The sequence below is a fragment of the Devosia chinhatensis genome (assembly GCF_000969445.1).
In the GTDB taxonomy this organism is placed as follows: domain Bacteria; phylum Pseudomonadota; class Alphaproteobacteria; order Rhizobiales; family Devosiaceae; genus Devosia; species Devosia chinhatensis.
Map to the genome: position 1 here is coordinate 1,229,325 of NZ_JZEY01000054.1, position 25,715 is coordinate 1,255,039.

At 60.7% G+C, this 25,715-nt stretch carries 15 protein-coding genes and 1 tRNA gene; 7 read left to right on the forward strand and 9 right to left on the reverse strand.

From position 1 onward, the window contains the following. Positions 1 to 25: 25 nt before the first annotated feature. The 3 genes from VE26_RS18700 to VE26_RS05990 form a co-directional block, all read right to left on the reverse strand. The gene (locus VE26_RS18700; RefSeq protein ID WP_280136877.1) at positions 26 to 157 is read right to left on the reverse strand and encodes a hypothetical protein; all 132 of its coding nucleotides are present in this window, start codon (positions 155 to 157) and stop codon (positions 26 to 28) included. 276 nt (positions 158 to 433) lie between these two features. Further along, positions 434 to 664: a hypothetical protein gene (locus VE26_RS05985; RefSeq protein WP_046104163.1), complete on the reverse strand. Its 231-nt coding sequence runs from the start codon at positions 662 to 664 to the stop codon at positions 434 to 436. Next, positions 657 to 2,603, reverse strand: coding sequence for an AAA family ATPase (locus VE26_RS05990; RefSeq protein WP_052715708.1), 1,947 nt, complete (start codon positions 2,601 to 2,603; stop codon positions 657 to 659). The genes VE26_RS05985 and VE26_RS05990 overlap by 8 nt, the downstream gene beginning before the upstream one ends. Before the next feature lie 554 nt (positions 2,604 to 3,157). Between VE26_RS05990 and VE26_RS05995 the strand changes: the two genes are divergently transcribed. From VE26_RS05995 to VE26_RS06005, 3 genes are read left to right on the forward strand one after another with little or no spacing between them, the layout of a single operon-like run. Continuing rightward, positions 3,158 to 5,422 (forward strand): tellurite resistance TerB family protein, encoded by a 2,265-nt coding sequence (locus VE26_RS05995; protein ID WP_052715709.1) that lies wholly within the window; start codon positions 3,158 to 3,160, stop codon positions 5,420 to 5,422. Then, the gene (locus tag VE26_RS06000) at positions 5,419 to 6,738 is read left to right on the forward strand and encodes an ATP-binding protein (RefSeq protein WP_046104164.1); all 1,320 of its coding nucleotides are present in this window, start codon (positions 5,419 to 5,421) and stop codon (positions 6,736 to 6,738) included. The genes VE26_RS05995 and VE26_RS06000 overlap by 4 nt, the downstream gene beginning before the upstream one ends. Further along, positions 6,710 to 8,941, forward strand: coding sequence for a DEAD/DEAH box helicase (locus VE26_RS06005; RefSeq protein WP_046104165.1), 2,232 nt, complete (start codon positions 6,710 to 6,712; stop codon positions 8,939 to 8,941). Before VE26_RS06000 ends, VE26_RS06005 begins: the two co-directional genes overlap by 29 nt. Before the next feature lie 187 nt (positions 8,942 to 9,128). Here the strand turns inward: VE26_RS06005 and VE26_RS06010 are convergent, their stop codons facing one another. After that, entirely contained in the window at positions 9,129 to 9,923 is a 795-nt protein-coding gene (locus VE26_RS06010; protein ID WP_152658731.1) for a hypothetical protein, read from the reverse strand. A gap of 156 nt (positions 9,924 to 10,079) precedes the next feature. Here VE26_RS06010 and VE26_RS06015 point away from each other — a divergent pair, with 156 nt between their 5' ends. Continuing rightward, a complete protein-coding gene (locus VE26_RS06015) occupies positions 10,080 to 13,718 on the forward strand; it encodes a DEAD/DEAH box helicase (RefSeq protein WP_200897213.1) in 3,639 nt (1,212 codons plus the stop codon). A 22-nt stretch (positions 13,719 to 13,740) separates the two neighbouring features. Here the strand turns inward: VE26_RS06015 and VE26_RS06020 are convergent, their stop codons facing one another. The 3 genes from VE26_RS06020 to VE26_RS06030 all read right to left on the reverse strand — a co-directional run bounded on the left by VE26_RS06020 (position 13,741) and on the right by VE26_RS06030 (position 18,539). Then, the gene (locus VE26_RS06020) at positions 13,741 to 16,920 is read right to left on the reverse strand and encodes a DEAD/DEAH box helicase (protein ID WP_046104167.1); all 3,180 of its coding nucleotides are present in this window, start codon (positions 16,918 to 16,920) and stop codon (positions 13,741 to 13,743) included. Then, positions 16,917 to 17,705: a hypothetical protein gene (locus VE26_RS06025; protein ID WP_052715710.1), complete on the reverse strand. Its 789-nt coding sequence runs from the start codon at positions 17,703 to 17,705 to the stop codon at positions 16,917 to 16,919. The genes VE26_RS06020 and VE26_RS06025 overlap by 4 nt, the downstream gene beginning before the upstream one ends. A gap of 757 nt (positions 17,706 to 18,462) precedes the next feature. After that, positions 18,463 to 18,539 (reverse strand) — tRNA-Arg (locus VE26_RS06030). 77 nt (positions 18,540 to 18,616) lie between these two features. Here VE26_RS06030 and VE26_RS06035 point away from each other — a divergent pair. Together VE26_RS06035 and prfB are read left to right on the forward strand one after the other, a co-directional pair. Beyond that, complete coding sequence (locus tag VE26_RS06035) at positions 18,617 to 19,117, forward strand: peptide deformylase (protein WP_046104168.1); 501 nt, start codon at positions 18,617 to 18,619, stop codon at positions 19,115 to 19,117. A gap of 74 nt (positions 19,118 to 19,191) precedes the next feature. Continuing rightward, positions 19,192 to 20,314, forward strand: a protein-coding gene (gene prfB, locus VE26_RS06040; protein WP_152658732.1) for a peptide chain release factor 2 whose coding sequence is annotated in 2 segments (ribosomal slippage) — positions 19,192 to 19,260 and positions 19,262 to 20,314 — 1,122 coding nt in all. Because the reading frame shifts where the segments join, the coding sequence is not laid out codon by codon here. Between the two features lie 45 nt (positions 20,315 to 20,359). On the opposite strand, the gene VE26_RS17050 is transcribed toward prfB, so the two are convergent. After that, on the reverse strand, positions 20,360 to 21,499 hold the full coding sequence (locus tag VE26_RS17050; RefSeq protein WP_052715711.1) for a M23 family metallopeptidase: 1,140 nt from the start codon (positions 21,497 to 21,499) through the stop codon (positions 20,360 to 20,362). Between the two features lie 70 nt (positions 21,500 to 21,569). Then, positions 21,570 to 22,049: a peroxiredoxin gene (locus tag VE26_RS06050; protein ID WP_046104170.1), complete on the reverse strand. Its 480-nt coding sequence runs from the start codon at positions 22,047 to 22,049 to the stop codon at positions 21,570 to 21,572. 160 nt (positions 22,050 to 22,209) lie between these two features. Here VE26_RS06050 and VE26_RS06055 point away from each other — a divergent pair, with 160 nt between their 5' ends. Then, a complete protein-coding gene (locus VE26_RS06055; protein ID WP_160297810.1) occupies positions 22,210 to 25,689 on the forward strand; it encodes an AsmA-like C-terminal domain-containing protein in 3,480 nt (1,159 codons plus the stop codon). Positions 25,690 to 25,715: the final 26 nt, after the last annotated feature.

Sequence of the window (25,715 nt, forward strand, 5' to 3'; positions counted from 1 at the left end):
GATCGCAGATCCGCTCCCGCATGCCTTAAAACGCTTCCGGACGAACCCGTATCGACAAGCTCCGTCCGTTGACGGCAGCGGTGATCACCACAACGTCGGTGAGCCTGGTGACGGGGACCGAAATTTTGACCTTGGGATAATTACGCGTGGCGTTCATCAGTAACTCCATTCCGACTGCGTGCGCTTGAGTGAGGCATGACGTGGCCGCCGTCCAATTGTGGCCAGCGGCGAGTGCATGGGCAGCACGGAATGGAGGTGAGCTAAATCGCCAGGAACATCGCCTGTACGACGGTCGTAACCCCACGGTCATTCCGTGCGCCGCCTAGCGATATGGTTTCCAAAGAGCTCATGCTCACCATCCTGCTTTCAGGGTCCTGTGAAACGTTGAAAGCCCACGTGCAATTTTTCTTAAAATGCCTAACCCACCCAACGGTCACAGTTTTTCGAGCTGGTGGGCGTTCTTTCGTTCGTTTGGCAGAGGAAACGGCAGTACGCCGTCTCCGAGGCTCGGCTGCTCCAGCCCGGCCTTTCTTCCAGCCTCCACCTGGACGGTCCGAGCGATGGCGACCAGGGATCGTTGTGCCGCGTCTTCGAAACACTTCTGCCCCATTTCGTCGTGTACGCGAACGAGCCTAGTGATAATGCGGATCAGAAGATCATCCATGGCTGGCCACTCCCGACTTCGCGCCTGATCGGGTTTCGGCGACGATCTCGAGATACCGCTCGCCATCGAGGTACCTACGTTCGGCCAGCTCTTTGGCAACCGCTTTGATGACCGGAATCTCGCCATGGCAGATTTCCAGGGCCCGAGCGTAGAGACGCTGAAGATCGGCCTCGACCTTTGCGGCCACGGCAGGATTCAACGCCAGCAGTTGAGGCACCTCTTCCGCGTTGCCATGGTAGCGGAGCGTTGCGCCCATCCCGATGCCGAGATGGACGAGTCCCAACACCTGCGTAGCTCGAGCGAGATCGCTGCGCGCGTCTCCGCCGGATCCGCTGCCGACGCTGCCGAGAACGGCTTCCTCCGCCGCGCGTCCGCCCAGGACGTGACACACGTAGCGTTCGATCGAGGCAAGAGTGATGGACCATTCTTCGCTGTCCATCCGCGTCAGCCCGCCCGTGATACCCCTCTCAATAACCGTCAAGCTGGTCACCGTGCCCAGTTTGACCGAGGTGCCAACGACGGCATGGCCCGCTTCATGTACGGCGATGCGGTGAAGCAGTTCCGGATTTCGGTTGTCGTCCGGCACCACGGCTTGCATCAGGTCCCGGAGAAGCATGCCGCGCTTGGCGGATCGAGCTGCCCTACGAGCAGCCTTGACCCAGGCGGCAACCTGCGCTCCGGAATTTCCGACAGCCAGGCGCGCGATCTGCGAGAGATCTTCGCCCGCAAGATCGTCACCAAGATGCTGACGGAAGATGCCCGCAAGGGCCTCGCTATCAGGTGCAGGGATCGTGATCACCCGGTTGAGACGCCCAGGCCTTACGATGGCTGGGTCTAATTTTTCAGCGTAGTTGGTAGCGCCGACAACGACGAGATTGCTCGTGTCGGAGGTGGCGCCGTCCAGAACGGTGAGCAGGTGGCCAATCACCGGCAACCACCAATCGGCGCCTCTAGGAGAGATAGTCTCTCTTGAAGGAATACCGTCGCACTCGTCTAAAAATAAGATCGCCGGAGCTACGGCGCGTGCCGAAGCGAAGACCTCATCGATCTGCTTGATGATGCTGTCGAGATATCCCGGCGAATTCGCAAACCAGGCACCCACCGACGTGGTGATCAAAGGCAATCCGGTGCTGCGTGCAAGCGAGCGGGCGAACGTGGTCTTTCCCAAGCCGGGAGCTGAAGCCAGCACCACGTTGCGGTCGATGTCATGCAGCGAGATTTCGCCCCGACGCCAAGCATCGAGGTCTTCAACCAAGTTCAGCGCCCAGGTCTGCGCCTCTCCGTAACCGTGAAGCTCATGAACGTAGGGAACGTCCTGCCCCATGTGCTCGACGCGGCGCTTCGATGCCGACGCCCTCTGGAGACGCTCGACGCATTCCGCCGGCGTCGAGTTCTGGCGGATGCATGTCGCGATCTCGTCGAAGCCCAAGCCGGCGGCGAGCGTAGGAGGCAAGCTCTCCGGCAGTTTACCCGTCACCGCCTCGATCGTCTTACCGATGACGTTGGCGGTGGGGGCCGGGAGCGACACGATCATGTCCGCGGCCGAAATCAGCGCCGGGGGCAGTACCGCTTTGGGCGATTGAGAAATAGCGACGGCCCGTCCACCGGAACCCAGCGCCTTGACCAAGCCTTCTACGGTGGATTCGTCCTGGGCCTTACCGCGGCTGGCGACACTTCTGCAGATGCTGAAGTCCCATTCGCCCATTTCGTTGATCGATTTCCAAAGAGGCACCACCCAGTCTGCGGCCGGCGCTTCCACCACCAGACACAACGTTTTATGGGCCGAGATCTTCGCGATCCCCTCGGCACCGATGATGGTTTCGATCAAAGTTCGCGGCAGGATGTCGTGGGCCTGCGCGGCCGCCTTTTTGAATTTGTTCCTGTTTCTTGCGGGCTTGCTGTCTTCCAGCCCCACCAGGAAGTCGTCGGATTTAGCCATGTCCTATCATCCGGCGGCCAAACGCGAACGCGCTCAGCTCGATGCCGGTCCTCAATGCCCGTTCCGGGCAGATTTAGGGATGTCGGTTCGGTCGCTCAGTTCGAGCGTATGAGACCGGATAGGAGATGGCAGTTCGTGCGAACGCGATCTGCCGCCCCGATGGGGGCGGGTGTCATGCCGGCGATGTGCGCGTGGCGGGACATAGGCGTTCTCTCTTGGTATGCTGAACAGATAGTGAACGAGATGGTTCGTGTCAACACGCCGAAAAACTGAAATCTACCCAAGCGTCAAGAATGGGTAACCCCGAGGTAGGCTACCTCGAGGCCTGGATGGCCCATTGTGTCGGCAGCCCGTCCACCAGATTGGATGTCGCTTACGAAAAGCCCTGACAACATCATCTAGATTCTTAGCCGAAAATCCAAAGGCAAAAAAAGTCCAGCAATACAAAACCGACGATGTTAGACTTTTCCAAACAGGCTCCGCTCCTTGCGATTTCCCGATGACCTTGGCGGCAGGAACTTGAGTTATCGATAGATGATCTTGGAGGGCGAAGTTTGGAGTGGGTACTGATCGCTGGCGTCGTCCTTTTTCTACTGTCCAAGTTCGGCAAGAAAAATAAGCAGAAGGCCGCATCGTCGAAGAAGGCGAAGCGGGAACCCATCTTCATATCGGACGTCGCTTCGGCCGCTCGACAAGGTTACGATCGTGGCCGCCGCAAAGCGCCAACCCCGGCACGGTGGGTCAAGTCTGGGGAAGCGGTCAAGGTTGGAAACTGCGATATTGAAGCCGGCATGTTCTATGTTGGCGGCGTCCTTCCGGGCCAGGCTGAAGGGCGAAGTGGAAATTGCGTTGTCGATCCAACCTTGAAAGTAGCCTCGGTTGGGGGGGATCCAACCGGCGCATCGCTTTCGTACTGGCCTTCATACTTCAATGCCTCTCCCGCTTCACGGCGGACCTACTTGGAATGGTTGGCAGGCGGGCGCGACGAAGCCGAAATCGGAATCGGCTACGTCTTCTTGTTCTTCTATGGTTTGGAGCAACGACTATTCCATGACCGCGCTGTCGCGGAGGCACCAGAGTTGATCGCGGAGGTTCAGCGCCTCCTGCACCTGCACGGGCACAACGGATCCTTTAAGCTGTACGCCACGAGATTCCTCGATGCCGCAGCACTGTGGGCTTCAGCTGCACCCGTTAAGCCGGATCTGTCTCCGGAACTGAAGAGCGGATACGAAATCCCTATGGCGGTCAGGGTGCATCTGGGCAGGAAGATCGCGGCCAAGACGCCTCTCGACGCCGGCGACGCTTTGATGTGGGTGCTTAGTCTACCGGACACCAACCTCAGAACCGCTGCGACGAGGTGTTTCGCGGAACTGGTACAGCTTTGGGAATATCGGTTCGCCGAAAAATACCCCGATGGACTAAAGGTAAATCCTCCGAAGACCCGCTTGAAGTTCGAATACCGAGCAGCCAGCGGCGGTTTCACGGCACAGATCGATGTGTCCGATACCTCGGGGCCTTTGCCCGACATCGCGGCCATTTCCGCACCCATCAGCAGATTACGCGACTTGTTAAGTGCTACGACCGAGGAACTGGCGCCGTACAGCAGGTTGTTGGGCAGAAAACCGGATGCTCTTGGGACATTAGATGCGGCGCTGCTCCTTCCGAAGGAGCTTGCAGTTACCTTCGCTGAGACAGAAGTGGGTCGGCGCGTCGAGCATATGCTTGGCGGCCGGAATGTCATCAGCGTGACCGTCGCGGAGCTTTCCAGCGCGCTGGCGCTGGACATTGAGGGGTTGGACAAAATCCCCACTACGATCAGCAATCAGATCGGCGGGTATCTAGATCACTTGGGCATCGGATACGAGCCAGATCGCCGGTATGGGTCAAGTCCTCTTCGTTCAGACGGGCAGGTTGTCATGTTCAGGGCCGCCGGTGGTGGGCAGGTGGACGGAGAGGCGGCAGCTTTTGTATCTGCGAGGGCTATGGTTGACGTCGCCGCACTGGCAGCAAGCGCTGACGAGAAGATCGATGGCAGCGAAATTGAAGCGATCACTACGGAAATCCGGAATGTACCCGGTCTAGGAAAGGTGGAACGCGCACGTTTGATTGCGTACGCCAGCACCTTGCTCAAGGATACCTCCTCTCACCGTTTCGCTCTGAACAAGCTCAAGACGCTTGACGCTGCGGCCAAACAGTCCGTCGTCCGATCTGCCACCGCGGCTATCATGGCCGATGGTCACGCCAGTCCCGCCGAGGTCAAATTCCTCGAGCGCTTGTACAAGTCCATGGGGCTTCCGGTGGACGACGTCTACTCGATGCTGCATCGTGGAGCGGTTGTGCTCGATGAACCGGTTACCGTGGCCCAGGAGCAGCGGACGCCGGGCATCGCCATTCCTCAAGAGCCTTCCGCAGCAAGATCGTCGAGCTCCATCCAGATCGACCACTTCCGGCTGGAGCGCCTGCGATCGGAGACCTCGGCAGTGTCCGAACTGCTTGCCGGCATTTTCGTCGAAGAGGAAGCCGCCTCAGCACCGTCGACCGTCGTCGTGGCTGCAGCGCAAACAGCGGCCAGCCGGTTCACCGGGCTTGACGCTGCCCATGCCGGCCTCCTGGAGGAAGTGCTGCGGGATGGGAAGCTGAGCAGGGATCAGTTCGACACTGCAGCACGTACCCTGCGCCTACTGCCCGATGGTGCCATCGAGCGAATAAATGATTGGGGCTTTGACCAGTTCGAAGAGCCGATCATCGAAGGCGACGAAGAACTTACTATCGCCTCTCATATCTTGTCCGAACTCAGCGAAGCGGAAGTTGCAGCATGAGCACCTCGACACCTATCAAGCCGCGTGAGCGCGACGTAATTCTCCAGGCGCTGTCTGCTGGCGTCGTTCCGCGCGCGGGTCTTCGACATGTCCAGGTCGGTCGCGCCGCCGAGATCGGCGCCATGGTCCGCGACATCGACCGCATTGGCGACAGTGGCTCCGCCATTCGCTTCGTCATCGGTGAATACGGCGCCGGCAAAACCTTCTTCCTAAATCTGGTGCGCCTGATCGCACTCGAGCGCAAGTTCGTCACTATCCACGCGGACCTTGCCCCCGACCGCCGCGTGCATGCGTCTGCCGGTCAGGCCCGCGGCCTCTACGCCGAGGCGATACGGAATATGGCGACCAGGACCAAACCGGATGGCGGTGCCTTGGGCAGCGTGGTCGAACGCTTTGTCACCGACTGCATGAACGATTCCGCTCAACGCTCGGTGCCGGTGGAAACCGTCATCGACGAGCGCCTGGCTGGGCTTCAGGAGCACGTTGGCGGCTACGACTATGCCACGGTGCTCAAGGCCTACTGGCGCGGTAGCGAGGCCGGCGACGAGGTGCTGAAGGCCGCCGCTCTGCGTTGGTTGCGCGGTGAGTACTCGACCAAGACCGAAGCTCGGCAGGCGCTCGGCGTTCGGAACATCATCGACGACGGCGACGTCTACGATGCCCTCAAACTCATGGCGGCGTTCGTGAAGCTGGTCGGGTACTCCGGCCTGCTGATCGTGTTCGACGAGATGGTGAACATCTACAAGCTCCAGAGCAGCCAGGCCCGCAACCAGAACTACGAACAGATCCTGCGCATGGTCAACGACGTTCTGCAGGGCAACTTTGGTGGAATCGGGTTCGTGTTCGGCGGGACACCGGAATTCCTCATGGACACGCGCCGGGGGCTCTACAGCTATGCCGCGTTGCAGTCTCGCCTTGCTGAGAACTCATTTGCCCGGAACGGCCTGGTCGATCTATCGGGCCCGGTTCTGCGCCTGCAGAGCCTAACACCCGAGGACCTGTTGATCCTCTTGTCCAACATTCGAACCGTTTTCGCTTCCGGAGATGCCCAAAGGCATCTGGTTCCCGACGAGGCGCTTCCCGCGTTTATGGAGCATTGCAATCGTCACGTTGGCGAAGCGTATTTCCGCACGCCGCGCAACACCATCAAGGCCTTCGTGCAGTTCCTGGCGGTGCTGGAGCAGAACCCCGGGACGCAGTGGACAGATCTGATCAACGCCATCGAGATCGGCGCCGACATCGAGGCCGCAAACGACGTCGCGGATGAAGGCGAACAGGGGGCCGGGGATGACGAACTCGCCTCCATCCGTCTCTGATACCCTGACCAGCTTCGACCGGCTGCATCCCGAAATCCGTCGCTGGATATGGGAGCAGAAGTGGGAGGAGCTTCGGGACGTTCAAGATCGCGCCATCTCCGCAGTGCTGGGTGGGGATGGCGATGTCCTGATCGCCGCCGCTACTGCAGCCGGGAAGACCGAGGCCGCGTTTCTGCCGGTGCTGACCGCCGTGGCCGATCGAAAGGAACGCGGGTTCTCCGTGCTTTACGTCAGCCCTCTCAAGGCACTGATCAACGACCAGTTTCGGCGACTCGATCAGCTGTGCGAGCGCCTTGAGATCGAGACGGTGCGCTGGCACGGCGATGCGCCGCAGTCCGCGAAAGATCGCGCTCGAAAAATCCCGCGCGGGGCTATCCTGATCACCCCGGAATCCATCGAAGCCATGCTGATCCGGCGTCCAGGCGATGCGCTCAAGATGCTCGGAACGCTGGACTTCGTCGTCATCGACGAACTGCATGCCTTCATGAAGGGGCCGCGTGGGCTGCATCTGGCAAGCCTGCTCCGGCGGTTGGACGCGCTCACCGGCAAGCGAGCGAGACGGGTGGGCCTGTCTGCGACCATCGGGGACCTCAAGTTGGCGGCCGCCTGGATCAACCCGGAGCAGCCGGACACCGTCAGCATAGTGGAGTCCGCATCGGATGCTCCCGAACTGCGATTGCAGATCCGGGCATATTCCGACCCAGTCGATACGGATGATATTGATGGCCTGGAAGTCGACGGCAAGCCGATCGCGCTCGATTACATAGCCGACCACATCTTCAAGAACCTGCGTGGCTCCAACAACCTTGTATTCGCTGGATCCCGCAGACGGGTCGAAGCGGTTGCCGACCGGCTTCGCACTCGATCCGAGAATGCCGACGTGCCCAACGAGTTCTTTCCGCACCATGGCAGCCTGTCCAAAGAGCTGCGAGAGGAGCTTGAGGCCAGGCTCAAGAAAGCCGAACTTCCAACTACCGGCGTAGCCACTACCACCTTGGAGCTGGGCATCGACATAGGGTCCGTCACATCCGTGGCTCAGATCGGCGCGCCCCGCTCGATCGCTTCGCTTCGGCAGCGGCTTGGTCGCAGCGGCCGCCGCCGTGGCGTTCCTGCGATCCTGCGCATCTACGTTCGGGAGCGCAACCTGGGGTTGGATTCGTCTCCGCTGGACCATTTGCGCCTTGAGGTCGTGCGGGCCGTGGCTGCCGTACGTCTGATGATCGAAAAGTTCGTGGAGCCGCCAGTCGCCGAGACGGCTGTAGCTACGGTCGTTCTACACCAGACGCTTTCGGTCATTACCCAACTCGGTGGCTCGCGAGCGGACCGACTCTATGCGATGGTATGCGGCAGTGGCCCGCTCTCGGCATTCTCGAGGTCCGACTATGCCGGCCTGCTACGCGCCATGGCGACGCCAGAGCTTGCTCTGATCGAACAGGCCCCGGATGGCACTATCATGCTGGGCGAGCAGGGCGAACGGTTGACGGCCGGCCGAGATTTCTACGCCATTTTCGCGACCGACCAAGAGTGGAAGCTGATTGCCGGTGGCCGGACGCTGGGTACAATTCCGATCTCGAACCCAGTGGGGGTGGGCGGAATTGTTTCGTTCGCCGGTCAGCGCTGGAAGATCACCACAGTTGATGATCCGGCCAAAGTGCTCGAGGTGGCGCGACACGCCTCAGGAAAAATCCCAAAGTTCGATAGCCTCGCCAACGAGCCCGTCCATGACAGGCTTGCTGTGATGATGCGGAGCGTTTTGGTCGACGGCGATGCACCTTCATACTTGGATGCGCAGGCAGCAGAATACCTGTTCTCGGCTCGGGAGACTTTTCAGCAACTCGGTCTGCGCGATGCAAGCCTCCTGGCCGATGGCCGCAACACGCACGTGTTGACATGGACCGGAACCGAGATGAACTCGGTGCTGGCGTTCGCCCTAACCGCTGCTGGCTTGGACTGCGAGGTGCTGGATATCGGGTTAACGGTGCTGGAAACCACGCCTGATACCGTGGCGGCCTTCCTTGAGCAGATCGGGCACGCATCACCCCCGATCCAGGACATCGCCGATTTTGTCGAAAATCTTCGGACGGATAAGTTCGACGAACTTATCCCAGAGGAAATGCTGCGTCGACTTTGGGCGAATGCTCACGTCGCACAGTCATCGAGGCTCGCCGGCGTAGCTCGCCGACTCATCGGTTTGAGTACATAACCGGATTGGCGGTCGCCTCCCAATTCTATGAAATTGACTCATGGACAGTTTTGTCTGACATGTCGGAACCGATGACTTTTCCATGTCGACCAAGTCTGTGATCTTGCTCAACACACCAAATTTTCTTGGGTGTCTCATCCAAAGAATTCGAGGTCGGTTTTGTCGATTTCCGGTAATCCGGGTGGGCCTAAGTTTGGCCATGTTGAGAAGTACGCGCTTCAAGCAGTTGTGTCATCCGGGCCGTCGTTCTTTCCAACGTCTCTGCCACAGCATTGAGCGCGAATCCGCATAGATCATATTGGAACTCAGAAATTGTCGCGAAATCGATGCCATGCATCTCGGCTCGCAGAAAGCTCATCGGCATCGAGTGCACGTACCCTGAAAAATAGGCCTCGTAAAAATCGTATTCCGCCTTGTCCCAGCCGATAAGCTTTAAGGCTCCCCGAACGCCACCAACATAGAAGTCGCGGCCCTCTAGAAGGCGCGAGCGCACCTCTGTAGCTAGTGCTGCGAACGCGGGCATCGAATCGAGTTCCGTTCGAAGCTCGGCGATCTTTTGCCGATAAAGGTCACGCATTTCCTTGACGTCTGGTGCGTGAGCCTCATGGTGTTTGAACATTCTAGAGCGGTGACAGGTATCGTGGAGCTGAAACACCTTCCTGCGCATATCGAACTCAGCTTCGCTCAAGTTGGGATCGCTTACGTAAAGCATCATCACACCTGCCTCGACCGCAGTTCGCGCGATTGACGCTACTGAGAAGTGATCTAGAAGTTGCGCTCCCGAACCTGAATCTGTTGCCGCCTCTATGACTTTGATCATGGAGCCACTGTTCATAATCACGCGAGCGTGGAGAATTGATCCCCATATGCCCTGCCAGTTCGATAGTTGACCTATCGCCTGTTCAGAGAGTGAAACGGCACTCTGAATTTGTTTCTCACAATCATGGCGGCCTTCAATAAACATTTCCGTTGGTTGCGACATCCGAATACAACTCCTCAATCGCCCACCCACGAAGATCCCGGGGATCCATTCCGAAAGCAAGACCTCAGGAACGCCGACTAAGCTCCGGACGGATCAGCGGTATTGATCGCTTGCTTTTCGATGGATCAACGGACAAATTCTCTGGATCAGAACGTCGTGGGGGCGACCATCCATATGGCAACAAGACCATATTCGCAGAAGTCGGTCTTCGACCTGGAAGCGATCTTCGAGCGTTCGGCCAACGATGCCAATGAACTCGGACGGCTTGCCAACGAATTGGCGTTCCGCAACACGGCGAAGGCACGGTCCTTGGCCATGAAGATTGACGAAGCGCTGGCCGTGCTTGCCAAGCAGAAGGTCGTGCTAATCACCGGCTCAGGCGCTGCCGCAAAACACGCATCTCCACCGCCGGCTGCTCCCAACCCTCCATCAGCAAAGCCAAGCGCGCCACAATTGAAGGTCGTGCCCCCAGCCCAACCCGCGGAAACAAAGCAGGTTGCGCCGGCAGGTAATCGCATAGATCTCGGCCCGCTGCCCACCTTCGAGCCCACGGGCAGGACCAATGATCCTCAGGCCATATTGGCTGCTTGGACCGCCTTGGAGGCGCTCTCGCCACAGGGCTACAAGCGCCCTGAAGACATGGCCTCGGGAGACAGATCTCGGGTCACGCTGCTCGAGCGCGGAATACCTTGGGGGCCAGACGCCCGCAGCAAGCCCAATCACCGGCTCTACTTCGAGGTCGTCCTTGGCGCGATCGCTCTCGACAAGGCCACAGACGAGCTGGTGAAAGTCTTCGGCGAGGACGAGGAGCGGTCGCGGCCCGATGGCAAGCGCGCGGCCATCGCCTCGATCCTGATCGACAAGGAGGGCTTCGTCCTCGAGGAGAATGGCGTCGCTGTCTCGAGCTTCGCGTGGGCCTTGAAGCCGGCACTGGAGTTGAAGCTGGGCAGCCTGGGGGCCTGGCCCAAGGTCGAGCAACGCATTCTAGAGCGCCTGGATCGCATGGTCAGGCGCCACGACGAAGACGGAAATCCGATCGCCATCGACCTCGATGTCGTCCATTCGGCGCATAGCTGGCTGGTTTCGCAGTTCGAGGTGCCGGTGCATCTCGTCGAACCGCCAACGTTCGCATTGAAGGTGTTTCACCACTTCAAGGCGAAGACGCCACCCGAGCCATCGCTGTTGAACTCCTTCTACCTCGAGGATCTTGCCAAGGCCTCGGAGATGATCGGAGCGAACGGGGCAGGGGTCGGGCTGCAGCGCTATCTCGGCATCGGCAGGCCCGAAGATCGAGTGGACGTCCTGTCGCCAGCCTCTGCGGTGGAACCGTTCGTGGCGCCTTCGCTGATGCCGCAGGCGCGTTGGCCATCGGCCGGCGGTCATCCGCTCGTCCTGCTACAGCAGGCGGCAGTCAATGCCGCGCGCGAAGAGCTGGGCGACGACGCTGGCATCATGGGGGTCAATGGACCGCCCGGCACCGGGAAGACGACTTTGCTCAGGGATGTGGTGGTTGGGTGCGTGCTCGACCGAGCCACCGCCATGGCGGGATTCCAGAATCCACAGGATGCGTTCTCGACGACTGGAGAGAAGCTGGCGTTTGGTTCCAATGCCTTCCTCCACTTCTATCGACTCGACGCCTCGCTCAAGGGCCATGAGATCGTCGTGGCTTCGTCCAACAACAAGGCCGTCGAGAACGTCAGCAAGGAACTGCCTCTCAAGGAAGCCAATGGCCAAAACGGCGAGATGGCCTATTTCCGATCGATCAGCGATCTCATCGCCAATCCCAAGCGGGCTGGATATTTCGAGGCCGAGGAGGAAGCGAATGCCGTCACGGTGGAGACATGGGGGCTGATCGCCGCGGTTCTCGGCAATGGCCGCAATCGTGGCGCTTTCCAGCAAGGCTTTTGGTGGAACGAGGACGGCGGCTTCCTAACCTATCTGAAGGCCGCGCGCGGCAACAACGTCATGCGCGAGATCAAGGACGAGCGCACGGGCGAGGTCATCAGGCGCGAGATGCCGAGCGTGGTGATCAATGAGAAGCCGACAACCAATGAGGCCGATGCGGCGGCCCAATGGCGGAAGGCTCGCTCGGCCTTCCTGAAACAGAAGAAGGCCGTCGATGCCGAGCTCGCTGCTATCGAAGGGATGCGTCGCGACATTCACGCCCGGAAGGAAGCGATCTCCGAATTGCAGCGGCTGAACGAATTGCGTCCGCGGTTCGACCAGGCGGTCGCCAATGCCCGGCAGGCGGGTGAAGCAAGGCGGCAGGAGCACGCCACCGCGAATGCTCAGGCCGAGCGCGACAACACAATGTTCGACAGCCATCTGGCCGGCCGCCCAGGATTCTTTGCCAGATTGTTCGGCACTGCGTCGTGGAAAGCCTGGAGTGCCAGCCAGCAGCGTCTGGCCGGTGCGATGCGGCAGTCCGTGCAGCGTGCCCAAGAGGCCAGCAATGCCCTCGAGGCGGCGCGCGCCGAGTGGAGCAAGGCCCAAGGTCAACTCCAGCAGCTTGATCGAGCAGTGGCGGGCAAGCAGCAGGATGTCATGCGGCTCGACACTGCTTCGTCTGCGGCGCGAAGCCGCCTTGGCGATCGCGTCATCGACGACATCTTCTTCCAGAAGGATCACGAAACCATCCAACTGACGGCACCGTGGCTGCCCGACGACGTGCATCGAATGCGCGAGGATCTGTTCGCTGCCGCATTGGCAGTTCACAAGGCTTTCATCGATGCTTCGGCCAACCGGCTGCAGCACAACCTCGGTCTGTTGATGTCGGGCATGACAGCCGGGGCATTCCAGTCGCCAGCGCACCGCGATCTGCTTCCCGACCTGTGGTCGAGCCTGTTCATGGTAGTGCCAGCGGTGTCTACGACCTTTGCATCGGTCCGCACCATGTTTGGGGATCTTCCGCCAGAGAGCATTGGATGGCTACTGGTCGACGAAGCGGGGCAGGCGGTGCCGCAGGCGGCGGTCGGCGCCATCATGCGCGCCAAGCGCACCATCGTCGTAGGCGACCCCCTTCAGATCCCACCAGTGGTGTCCCTGCCCGAGAAGCTCAACACCGAAATCTGCAAGTTCTTCGACATCGACCAAGCCGAATGGTCGGCCCCCGCGGCGTCCACCCAGACGCTCGCAGATCAGGCCTCGCGCTTCAAGTCCACATTCGTCACCGACATAGGCGATCGAGAGGTCGGCCTGCCGTTGCTGGTGCACAGGCGGTGTCAGAACCCGATGTTCGACGTGTCCAATACCATCGCCTATGCAGGCCAGATGGTTCACGCGGTCGGCCCTCGCAGGCCTGGCCCCATTGGAGCTGCTCTGGGCCAATCCCGATGGGTGGATGTTAACGGCGATGCCGAGAGCAAATGGTGCCCGGCCGAAGGCGAGGCTGTCGTTGGCATGCTCGCCGCCCTTGCTTCTGCAGGCGTTCAAGATCCGGATGTCTTCATCATCACCCCTTTCAAGGTGATCGAGCAGGAGATGCGCCGGCGGTTGGACAGGGAGGCCGGCTTGCTCCGAACACTCGGCGTGAAGGCCGATGAATGGTCTCGAGATCGCGTTGGCACCATTCACACCTTCCAGGGGAGGGAGGCCGACACCGTCATACTTCTACTTGGCGCGCCAAAGGCCAGTCAGCACCGAGCTCGCCAGTGGGCCGCCAGTCCTCCGAACATCATCAATGTCGCGGTCTCAAGAGCGAAGCAGAACCTTTATGTGGTCGGCTCGGCGACAGCCTGGTCAGCGGTGGGCACCAGCCTGCAGGTGCTGCAGCGAGCTCTCGCCCAGTCTGCATAGATGGAAGCCACCAGACCGACCCTTACTCAAGGCCCTCGAGGATGCGCCATGCCCGATGATAGGTGGGACCTGCTGGACCCACAGCGTCTCCCCAGTCTGCGGCGGTCAGGCCGGACAGAGCCGCACGCATGGGGGCAAGACCGCGAGATGGCGCCTTAGCGGCTAGATAATTCGACAGGGGTTGCGCGGCGTTGCGGGGTACACCCATGAGCCTGAGGTCGATGGCAGCGTCGGAGTTCACGCCGTAATAGATGCGCGAGGGCAGATTTCTGAACGTGCGCTGCTCTTCCTCAGTCATACTGTCCATGGCGTTGCCAATCGTCAGGCTCTGAATGGCCGAAAGTCCCCACGATGCCGTGGACGTCAGGCGCCCATAGACAAGCTTGCATGCTTTCGACATGGCCTTGGTCTCATCGTCCTTAGAGCTGCGAAAATACTCATTCGCCAAATCCAGGAGCGATGCACCATTCACCCAGTCTTTCACGATCCTCGCGAGTAGATCGCCGTTGCCTCGATCGCCGCCAATAACTTCAGCTAGCTCTGTCCGCAATTCTGGTACCTGCAGGAGCACGCCAAAAGCGTCCTTCAGAGTTGTATTATTGGCGCTGAACAAGGTGGACGCGTCCCAAGAGGATGCCCTGATGCCAACGTCCCGAGCTGCGGCCAATGCGATACTGACGCTCTCCCACGAGAAACCAGTGGTATCGACAAGCGCAAGCGGCTTGTTACGAATGATGGCGGCGTACTCGTTGACCGCAGCAACCAGGCGGTTTGCCGAGGCCTGATCCTCACGGCGGAGTTTCTGGAAGCCAAAGCTGCCTCTGAGTACCTGTTCGATCTGAGTGGCGAACTCTGCGTGATCTCCTATCTGCCGGTAGGAGTGCGCCAGATATTGGAGGAATGAGGACCATTCCTTGATGTGAAACAGCGCAGGCAGGTCTAGCCGCGTTCCAGTGCTCAGCGCCTTTCGAACCATATCGACCAAGGTCGAATTGAGCTGCGATACGTTCCGGCCGACATACTCAGTGAGTGTGCGAGTCCTGTCAGGATCAGATGCGGCCAGCGCAACTATGCCGGTGCCAGCCTGGTCTGCGCGCCCCGCCCGACCCGCGAGATTCCAGAAGTCAGACGCAGACATATCAATTCCGCGTGGATATTGGTGAGATGCCAGCACGACCGCTGTGACGGGAAAATTGAGCCCTTGCGCGATGGTGGTCGTCGCAACGAGCGTATCGAGCTCGCCGTTCTCCATGAGCCACTCCATCAACACCTTGGTGTCGTCCGACAATCCAGAGTGATGCAGTCCTATGCGCTTCTTGATTAGCGATCTAAGCTCGAAATTCGGTCCAAATTCCTCGGCAATGAAATCAGCAACGAAATCGACATTGGTAGTGCTAGATCCACGCGCGGCCAACTTTTGGTCTAGCTCTGGATCTTTCGAGAGAGTTCTTGCCAGCCCCCAAGCATCTTTGACCTTTTGAGCGACGACAATCACAGGCCCTCGCCGATTGAGGCAACTTGCGGTGACTGCAGCAATGTTCGACAGCTTTCCATTCATCTTTGACCACGTGAGACCCAGCTCACGCCCTGAGCAAAGCGGGATCGTGTCGTTGATTTCGATGGTGGAACGAGAAGTGTGCAAGGTGTTTAAGGTCAGCACGAAGTCGCCTGCCTTTCCGCCCTTGGAGGGTTGGGCAAGCACGATCGCGCGGTCGTTTGGCCGCCAATTGAATTCAATCGACATGTCGTCATGACTGTCTGGTGAGAGCCACCTCGCGACTTCGGCACGATTCTCAATGAATGGCGTCAAGAGCAAGAACTGGGAAAATCTGCATTCCCGGTTGATGGTCGCCAGCATCAGTTCGAGACGAAGCCCTCGAGCATCGCTGCCAAGGTTGTGGGCCTCATCAACGACGACCAGGGTGAGCGGGCGGCCAATCTTTTTCTCCCAACCGCCGCGAAGCAACAGGTCGATCTTCTCCGGCGTGCCAACGAGAACCCGGAACGCGGAGTTCGGATCGCGATCAACCAGCAAATCAGCCTCAACGCCATCAATATCGAGGGCAGGGCTGACACGCTCTACAACGATGCCCAGCGGGGCAAAATCACGTCTCAGTTTCGCGCAGACCTGATTCACCAAGGCTCTGGTTGGCGCTATGTATGCCACCCAGCCGCGGTCGCTTTCGAACGCGGCAAGCGCCTGCAGGATGCGAAATTGAGCGATGAAGGTCTTCCCGCCTGAAGTCGGCAAGCTGACCACCACCGATCGCGCGCCTGAGTTCAACAACCCTTGATCCCGAAGCGCCATGCGTTGGGGAGGAAGCATCTCGAAGACGGGTCGATCCTTGGATCGGTCCGCCATGCTCTGGACGAACTGGACAACCCTGCCGCTTGCAGAACGGCCCACCCACCAGATGCTGTTGGCCACCATACGCTCAGCGGCGGCAGCCAGCAGCTTGACGGTCCCATGAAATCCAACGAGTTCAGCTCGTTCGCAAGCAATGATGCTGCGATCGAACTGAGCCTCGAGCTGCGATCGGATATCGAATACATCGCCAACAACGCCTTGCGAGGTGTATATGGCGAGCAGTTCTGCAGCCTTTGAAAGGTGATAGGACGCGATCAAGTGCCACGCGTCAGCGCGAGGACGATCAGACCTTGTGAGAAAATCCTCCTCCGCGCCACGTTGCGCTTGACGAAGTGCAACGACTTCGTGCTGGACGGCGTCGAGATCCGACCACCCATCCTTTCGAATGAGCAGAAGCCAGAGCCGGTAGACTCCATTTCTGACCCGGGCGCCCCAATCTACTTCTTCACCGAGGACGGCTGGAATGCCGTGGCCGCGAATATATCTCCTGACATCGGGGGTACGATCCCCCAAGATGCCGTAACATGCGGTGTGAAGCACGTGGAGCGTCGCGGCCTCGGATTCGCGAGGCAATGCGCTGGCGCGAAGCGCCTCAAATGCCATCTCCGCCGCCTCACGGAGATCGTTTCCCGACCCCGTATGGCCTCCGTCAGCGTCCTCGGATCGATCCAGCAGGTTATGTGCTGCCAGAGCAAACGCATTGGATGTGAAGTCGAACTCGGCGGGGCGCGGCGCTGGTTCGAATCCGATATCAGCGAGGAGGTGCTCCCCGATGGTGTTTCGGGCAGACCCACGCAGATCGTCACTGATCGTGTCAATAATCCACGAAGTCATGATGCCGCCTCGGCTATTCTGACCCAGTCTGAGATAGCCCTTGGCGTGTACCAGGCATCCAGCCGACGACGTGGACCAACAGGGAGCCCGTCCAGCTTCGTGCCGCGCGTCCGCAAATCGTCTGCATGCGGTGCTGTGTCGCGCAACAGTACACCAACGATTGCGAAGTCGGTACCGTCAGACTGCAGGTACCGTTTCAGCGCCATATCATAACGCGCCTTGAAATGAGGAACGCTTCTGCAGCGTGCAAACAGCCACTGGATCAACGTTCGATGGATTTCACGATCGTCAGCCAATGTGTCAATCTGATGGGCAAGCCCGCTGCGTCCGCTCATGACACCAGGTGGGTTATCCGCATGCGAGGAAGTCTTCACTTCACCGAAGAGAAAGATGGTCTCATCGCCGTCACCAAGAAATCCAACTATGTCGGCGCCAGGCAACGAGGCCTTCGGGGTCTTCTTGTCCCGGTTCTCGTTCCAAGGCCAAACCGCATTCAGCTCATCCTCAAGAAGGCACTCAGCCATCGCCTCGCCGACCTCCCAGTCCAAGGGTGGATTAGCTGCCTGGAGCAGGGCGGTCAGGACGCTGGTGTCCATTTCAGCAGTGGTCAGAGCATTCAGGTCGGCGGCGAAATCGTCTTCGAAGGCACTATCGGTAACGCGCTTCCACACTGGCCCACGCAGATAGATGTCGAACTCCACCGGGTCGTCGATCATCACGCCGCGCCAACAGTCGCTAGCGATATCGAGCGGATACGCCTTGGTGATGCTGAACGTTAGTGGCATCGATTCCCCCTATCGATGGCTGAGTATCGCCTTATGACAGCAAAGCACAACCAAAGGATTGACGAGAGAACGAGGCATGGATTGCTTTCCACCACGCTCCACTGGGCTACTGGATAGTTCCGGGGATTCGTGTCCCGGCAAGTGCCCCAGGTCGAGTTCAGAAGTGTCCGGGCATCATTAGCCACGGCTCCACCTGCTGCCGGTCATGGATGGCGCCACAATTGTTTTGAACTCATGCAAGGGCTTGATGGCGCGAGCCTTGAGCCAGGCTATCACGGTCTTGCCACGTTGCGGCTTCGAACGGCGGGCTCATTTTGCGAAGATGGCCTGCCCGTGGTAACGGCCATGCAGGGCGCTAACCGCAGTTTTGGGGCAGGATGCCGTCGTGCTACACCTTCGGATAGCCGGGAGCCGATGCTTCGCCTCAGAATTCTTTGGAATTGCCACATATTGAGTTTGGACCGACAGCATTGCCCGGAGCGTCCGCTGTATATGGTGGTCGCGGAGGAACTTGAATCCCCCGCCTTCGGATTTTAGCACTCTATCCAGCTGAGCTACGTGGCCATACTCTACTTCTCACATTCGGCAGCGCCAAAGCGCCGATGGTGAGAAGTGGAAAACTGGAAACTCGGTCATCGCACTGAGAGTGACCGTGAATTCCTATAAGCACATGTATATGTTACGGAAATTACGAAGTTCGACCACAAATTGGGAACATCGGTATCCGTTTCAACAGCAATTTCGCGGGAGGGCAGGCTGGTGATCCCGACGCGATTCGAACGCGTGGCCTCAGGATTAGGAATCCTGCGCTCTATCCTGCTGAGCTACGGGACCAGCCAATGCCGACCTAGCAGCGGATGCGCGGATTTTCAAGCTATGCCGCACGGCCCGGCTGCGTTAGCACGAGATCCATGACCCGCCCAGCGCCCATTCTCGCCTATCCCGATCCGCTCTTTTCGCGCCGTGCCGAGCCGCGCCCGGTTGATGCGGCGATGCAGGACGTCGGGGCGGCGCTTCTCGCCACGGCCAGCCACCATAAGGCCTATGGCCAGGCCGCGACCCATATCGGGGCGATAGAGCCGCTGGTCGTGGTCAGCGTCGGTCCGCTCGACCAGCGCGATTATCGCCTCCTGTTCAATCCCGAGATCGTCTCGTTCAGCGCTATACTGGCCGCTGGCCCCGAGGGCTCCGTCGCCATGCCCGGCATCGAGGTCGATATTCAGCGCGCCACCAGCATCGATCTCGTTTTCGACGATGCCGATGGCACGCGCCAGGCAATGACGCTGGAGGGCTTTCCCGCCCGCGTCGCCCAGCATGAAATCGACCAGATGAACGGCGTTTTCTTCCTCGATCGGCTCTCCCGGCTCAAGCGCGACGCGGCGCTGCGGCGTTTCCGCAAGCTGTCGCGCTGATTGAATTTGCCCGGGGCGGTTGATCCCCCCGCGGCCCTCCGTTAAACGGGTGCGCATCGAAACAAGGAACGACCATGCGCACGGAAATCGAAAAGACCGTCGCCGAAATCGAGCAGGTTCTGACCCTGCTGAGGAGGCATCTTTGACTGGGATACAGCTCAACTCCGTCTCGACGCGCTGAACGCGCAAACCGAATCCCCCGAATTCTGGAATGATCCGGAAAAGGCGCGCGTCACCATGCGGGAACGCGACGAGCTCGATGTTGCCGTGAGGACGGTCAACGAGCTCGAAGCCGGCATTCGCGACAATGTGGAACTGATCGAACTCGGCGAAGCCGAAGGCGATGCAGAGATCGTCCGCGATGCCGAGAACGCGCTGATCGAGCTCAAGCAGACAGCACGCCGGACCCAGATCGAAACCCTGCTTTCGGGCGAAGTCGACAGCAACGACTGCTACGTCGAAATCCACTCCGGTGCCGGCGGCACCGAGAGCCAGGATTGGGCCAACATGCTGCTGCGCATGTATACCCGCTGGGCCGAACGCCGGAAGATGAAGGTTCAGGTGCTGGAAATGCATGACGGCGAAGAAGCCGGCATCAAGTCCGCAACCATCCAGGTCTCCGGTCACAATGCCTATGGCTGGCTCAAGACCGAAAGCGGCGTGCATCGCCTCGTGCGGATCTCGCCCTATGATTCTGCCGCGCGCCGCCACACCAGCTTTTCCAGCTGCTGGGTCTATCCGGTGGTCGATGACAGCATCGACATCGAGATCCGCGAAGCCGATCTGAAGGTCGATACCTATCGCGCCTCGGGCGCTGGCGGCCAGCACGTGAACACCACGGACTCGGCCATCCGCATCACCCACATTCCTTCGGGCATCATCGTGGCCTGTCAGCAGGAGCGCAGCCAGCACAAGAACCGCGCCACGGCCATGGCCATGCTGAAATCGCGCCTCTACGAGGCCGAGCTGCAAAAGCGCGAAGAGGCGGCCAACGCCCAGGCGGCGACCAAGACCGATATCGGCTGGGGGCACCAGATCCGTTCTTACGTGCTGCAGCCCTATCAGATGGTCAAGGATCTGCGCACCGGCGTCGAAAGCGGCCAGCCCTCCGTGGTGCTGGACGGCGACCTCGATCAGTTCATGGAAGCCGCGCTCGCTCAGCGCGTCGGCGTCGCGACGGACGTCTCGGAAGACTAACGCTTCCCCATCAAGCCATCCGGTACGCCGGGTGGCTTTTTCGTTTTAGAGAATGGCGTTGAGCCGCTTGCCGGCATCGAGAAATGGCTTGGGGTCCAGCGCCTGGTCGCCGCGTCGCACTTCGAAATGCAGGTGCGGTCCGGTGGAACGCCCCGTCGATCCCACCTGGGCGATGGGCGTGCCGGTGCTCACCTTCTGGCCGACATTGGCCAATTGCCGGTTGAGATGGGCGTAGCGCGTCACAAGCCCATTCTGGTGGCTGACCTCGACCACCTTGCCATAGCCCGAGCGCTCGCCGACGAAACTGACCACTCCTTCGCCCGCGCTATAGACGCTGGTGCCGGTGACGGCGGCAAAGTCGAGCCCGGAATGGAAAGCGCGTCCACCGGTAAACGGATCGCGCCGATTGCCGAAGCCCGAGCTGGTGCGAAAGTTGCCGGAAATGGGCATGTGCACGGGCGCCAGGGTCAGGCTGTCCCGCGCGGCCTTGTAGCGGAGCAGGGCGTCCATCACCGCATTGGCATCCTCCACCAATCCGCCGCTTTCCACGCTGCCACTGGCGGCAAGCAGGGGGCCGCCCATGCCCGTAAGACTTGTGTCCGGCATGCGCGTTTCAATGCCCAGCCTGCCCAGTTCGGACACGATCGTATCGGTGCGCTCGGTCGCCGCCACGGAAATGCCCGTCATGGCCTGTTGGGTTTCGTCCATCATCCGCGCGACGCTTTCCGCCGTGGCCGCAATGTCGGGATTGCCATCGGGCGTCCGCGCCAGCGCCAGTTCGTGCGGTGCGCTCATGCTGATGTCGAGATCGGCCAGGCCCATGCCGTCGGCCTTGTCCACCAGCGCCCGCACCAGCTGATGCTGCTCCAGAAGAATATCCTGTTGCTGCGACAATTCCTGCAATTGCAGGTTGATGTCGCCGGCCTGCGCATAGCTGCGCGAATGCAGCCGGTCGATTTCCACGCGCATCTGCGCCAGTCGATCCTCGTAGGCGGCAACGACGAGCTCGTTCTGCCCACCCATCAGCCGTGCGATGTCGGGCGCCATCAGCAGGGCCGTTCCGGTAATCGCATTGCCTGCAAGCAACAGGGCAAACATGCCGTAGAACAGGCCCGCCGGCACGCCGCGCCGCGAGGCGCGAACGTCATCATGATCCCGGCTTCCGAAACGGGCTGACTGACGCACGGCTCACTCCATCACTGACATGGTTAGCCGAGTGTGGATGAGTTTGGTTAAGAAAGGCGAAAACCGGCGTTCAGCTGCCCGCCAGGACGTCGTCCAGCGCCGTCAGGACCTTCTCGGCATGCCCCTTGATCCGCGTGGCGCGAATGATGCGGGCGATCCGCCCCTCGGCATCGATGATGACACTGGTGCGCACTAGGCCCATGAATTCCCGGCCATAGAGTTTTTTGAGCTGCCACAGCCCAAAGGCTTCGATCGTCTGACGCTCGGGGTCGGCCCCCAGCGGAATGGTCAGCCCGTACTTGGCCCTGAACTTGCGGTGCGTAGCCACGTCGTCGGGAGAAATCCCCACCAGCACAGCGCCCCGCGCTGCGAAGGCCTGGGCGAGGGCGGAAAATTCCTGGTTCTCGTCGGTGCAGCCCCCCGAATCGTCCTCGGGATAGAAAAACAGCACTGCCGGCTTTCCCGAAAGGCCGTCGCGGGTCACCACAGTGCCGTCGTCGCGCTCAATCGAAAAGTCTGGCGATATGTCGCCGGGCGCAAGATGGGTCACGTTCTGGTTCTCCTTGCCTGGGGATAGTTGGTCAAGTTCGATTGCCGATGCCTTAGAGGGTGTCGGTGCCATATTCCAGCCGGTATCATCGAACAATGGACCGCTGTGAGCGGACGATTCTTGCGGCAGGATGACCAATCCGCCTCCGGCGTGGCAACAAGTGAGCGAAGCGACCATTTCCACACAGCAGCCGGAATCCTCGCCCAAGCCGCCGGGTCGCTCGCAGGCGCGCCGTTTCGCCAAGATGGGCGTCTGGCTGCTCGGCATTCCGTCCGTCGTCCTTTTGCTGCTCTATCTGGTTCTGCTCGTCACGCCCCTGCGCATGCCGTTCAGCGGGCCGGCCGTGCGCAGCCTCGTTCAGTCATTTCTCCCGGAGACGGCCGAGCTGACCATGGGCGATCTGGCCTTGGCGCTTGAAGACGGGGTGTGGCCGGTCTTGCGCTTCGAACCTGTCCAATATCTCGATCGGAAATCCGGCGCTCGCATCGCCATGGAAGCGCTGGAAATCGGCTTTTCTCCGGCCCGCGCCCTGTTCGGCCAGCCCGGAACGACCATCACCGTCGTCGCGCCGCATGTGCAGATGATCCAGGATCTCTATGGGCCGCGCCCAGCCAATTTTCAGCTCGACGAAGGGGTCGATGGCGGCCCCACTACGCTTCGCGTCATCGAGGGTGACGATGCTTTTCCGGCCATCGCCATTTCCAACGAAGGCATCGACTTCCAGTCCGGGCCCCACGTGCCCATGCGTTCGGACAATGACTGGCTCGTTTATAATCTCGAGGCCAGCGAGGCCGCACTGGTCGATCTCGTCGACCAGACCGCACAGGGTCGCTTCTCGCGGTTGGTCGTCCGCGACGGACGGATCGACATGGCCGACCCGGTCTACGGCCTTTTCCGCCAGTTCAGCGACGTAGCGCTCGATGTCGGTCCGGTACCCCGGCAGGAGCGGGTAGAGGGCAGCTTTTCCGCCCGGATCGGCGGGCGTACTATTTTCGGCACGCTCGAGCGCACCATAGACGAGGACGGGACGCGCCGCCTCCTTGCTGACATCACCAATCTCGATTTTTCGGCGCTCCTGCCCTTCATCGACGATGGGGAAAGCCTTGCCGCCATGCGTGGCGCCGGCGCCGTGTCCATCAACGTCGCCTTCGGCGCCGGGGACGGCAAGCTTCTGGGCGGCGATTTCAAGCTCGACCTCACCGGAACCGACCTGCGTATCGGGGAAGACCTCTTTCCCGTCGCCAGCTCCATTCTCGATGTGGACTGGAACCCGTTCGAGGGCCAGTTCACCCTCAATGAAGGCGTGCTCCAGATTGGGCAGAGTTCGGCTCGGGTCTCGGGTCTGTTTGCCATGGGCCTTGACGAGCGCTTCGGCCCAACCATCGCCATCTCGCTTTCGGCGCGGGAAGTGTCCATCCATCCCAATGACATGGCCGCTCCTGAGGCGCCGATGGACCTGATCGAGTTTTCCGGCTGGTCCGCGCCGCTCTACGGGGCCGTCGGCGTCGACCGTTTCTTGGCTCGCAAGGATGATGGGCTGGTCGAGGCCAGGGGCCGCTTCGACCTGCTGCGCGCCGGCATGGGCGTCGATCTCACCATGGCGGGCAATGGTCTCAGCGCCGACGACGTCAAGCGCCTGTGGCCTTACGTCATGGGCGAGGAAAGCCGGGACTGGTTTGTGGCCAATGTAACGGACGGACGGGTCAAGGAGGGACGGATGACCTTCCGCTTCCCGGTTGGCTCTTTAGGGCGGCGCGGCGAAAACCTGCCCATCCCGCCCGATAGCATGAGCATCGAGATCGTGGGGGAGGGCGTGGCCGTCAAACCCTCCGCCACATTGGCGCCCATCGTCATAGATGGCGAAACGCGGCTGCGTGTTGACGACGAGAAGCTCTCGGTCGCTGGTGGCGGCGGCAGCCTCGCGACCTCATCGGGTATCGTCACCGTTACCAATCCGGCTCTCGTCATGGACAATTCCGACCCCGAGCAATCGCTTGTGGAAGTGTCCGGCAAGCTCGGCGCGCCCATCCCCGCGCTTGTTGCCCTTGTCCAGGAACAGCAGCCCGAAGCCCTTGCGGCGCTCGATCTGCCCGTCTCGCTCGATAGTCTTTCGGGCAGCGTCGACATGGATCTCGTGGCCTCGTTCGGGCTGGCCGACAATGCCGAACAGCTCCCCAAGGTCGATTATGTCGTCAACGGCACGGTCAGCGACTTCGCCAGCAGCCAGCCCATCGAGGGCCGGCGCATCGCCAATGGCCAATTGGCGTTCTCGGCGTCCCAGCTCGGTTACCAGCTGGGCGGCACCGCCGACATCGACGGCGTCGCAGCAGAACTCTCGGTCGACGGCAATGCCGACACCGATCCCAATTTCCGCGTCGCTTCCACCATCGAGATCGCCGCTCTTAAGGACATGGGCTTCGATCTGTCCCAGTTCGCCACCGGTGCCGTGAGCTTCATGGCACAGCCCCGCACCGATGGCGCCATCGACGTCTCCATCGACCTGGCCCAGGCCGGTCTCACCATCCGCGATCTCGGCATCACCAAATCGCGCGGCACCGCAGGTACGCTCAGCGCCGTTGCCCGCTTCGACGGCGAGATCACCCGGCTCGAGGACATCAACCTCGCGTTCGGGGACGTGCGTCTCGAGGGTAAGCTCGATTTCCATGCCACAGATGGCCTCGTCGCCGCCGATTTCGGCACGGTGGCCATCAGCGCCGGCGATAACGCCAGTGTCACCCTCGCGCCCATGGAGGGCGGCTACAGCGTGCGTGTGCGCGGCCGCCAGCTTGACCTCAAACCCGTCCTGGGGCGCTTTTTCAGCCTCGACCAGGGCAGTGGCGGCCTGCAGAACACCCAGCTCAATGCCGCCATCGCGCTCGATGTCGAGCTCGATCGGGCCGTTGGCTTTTATGCCACGACAGCCTTCAATCTCGATCTCAACCTGCTGCTGCGCGGCACCCAGCTCAGCCGCGCGACGCTCTCGGCGCAATTCGGCGAGGGCAATGCCGTCTCCATCACCACCAATCCGGCTCCCAATGGTCGCTCGCTGGTCATGGCCTTCAACGATGCCGGCACCATCCTGCGGCTTCTGGGCGTTTATTCCCAGCTGGCGGGCGGTTCGGGCAGCCTGGTGATGACCACCGACCGCAATCAGGACCTCGAGACCGGCCAGCTCATCCTGCGCGATTTCGCCATCGTCGATGAGGCCAATGTCATCCAGGTGTTGGGCAATCACTCCGATTCGCGCGCTGCCATCGCCGCCAGCAACCGGCTGGATTTCGATGCCGGCCAGGTCGACTTCATCCGCCGCAGCGATCGGGTGGAAGTCACCAATGCCGTGCTCGCCGGCGATGCCGTCGGCGGCTCGCTGCGTGGCTTCATCTATACCGATCGCCGGCAATATGATCTCACCGGCACATATGTGCCCCTGTTCGGCCTCAACAATGCCTTCTCGCAGATCCCCATTCTCGGCCCGCTGCTGGGCGGTCGCAACGGCGAGGGGCTGGTGGGCGTGACCTTCGCGGTCCGCGGCGCGCTCGACCGGCCGGAATTCCTCGTCAACCCGCTGTCCGTCCTCGCTCCCGGCTTCCTGCGCGAATTCTTCGAGTTCCGCTCCCGCGAGGTGCCCGGCGCGCAATGAAAAAGGGGCGCCCGCAAGCGCCCCTG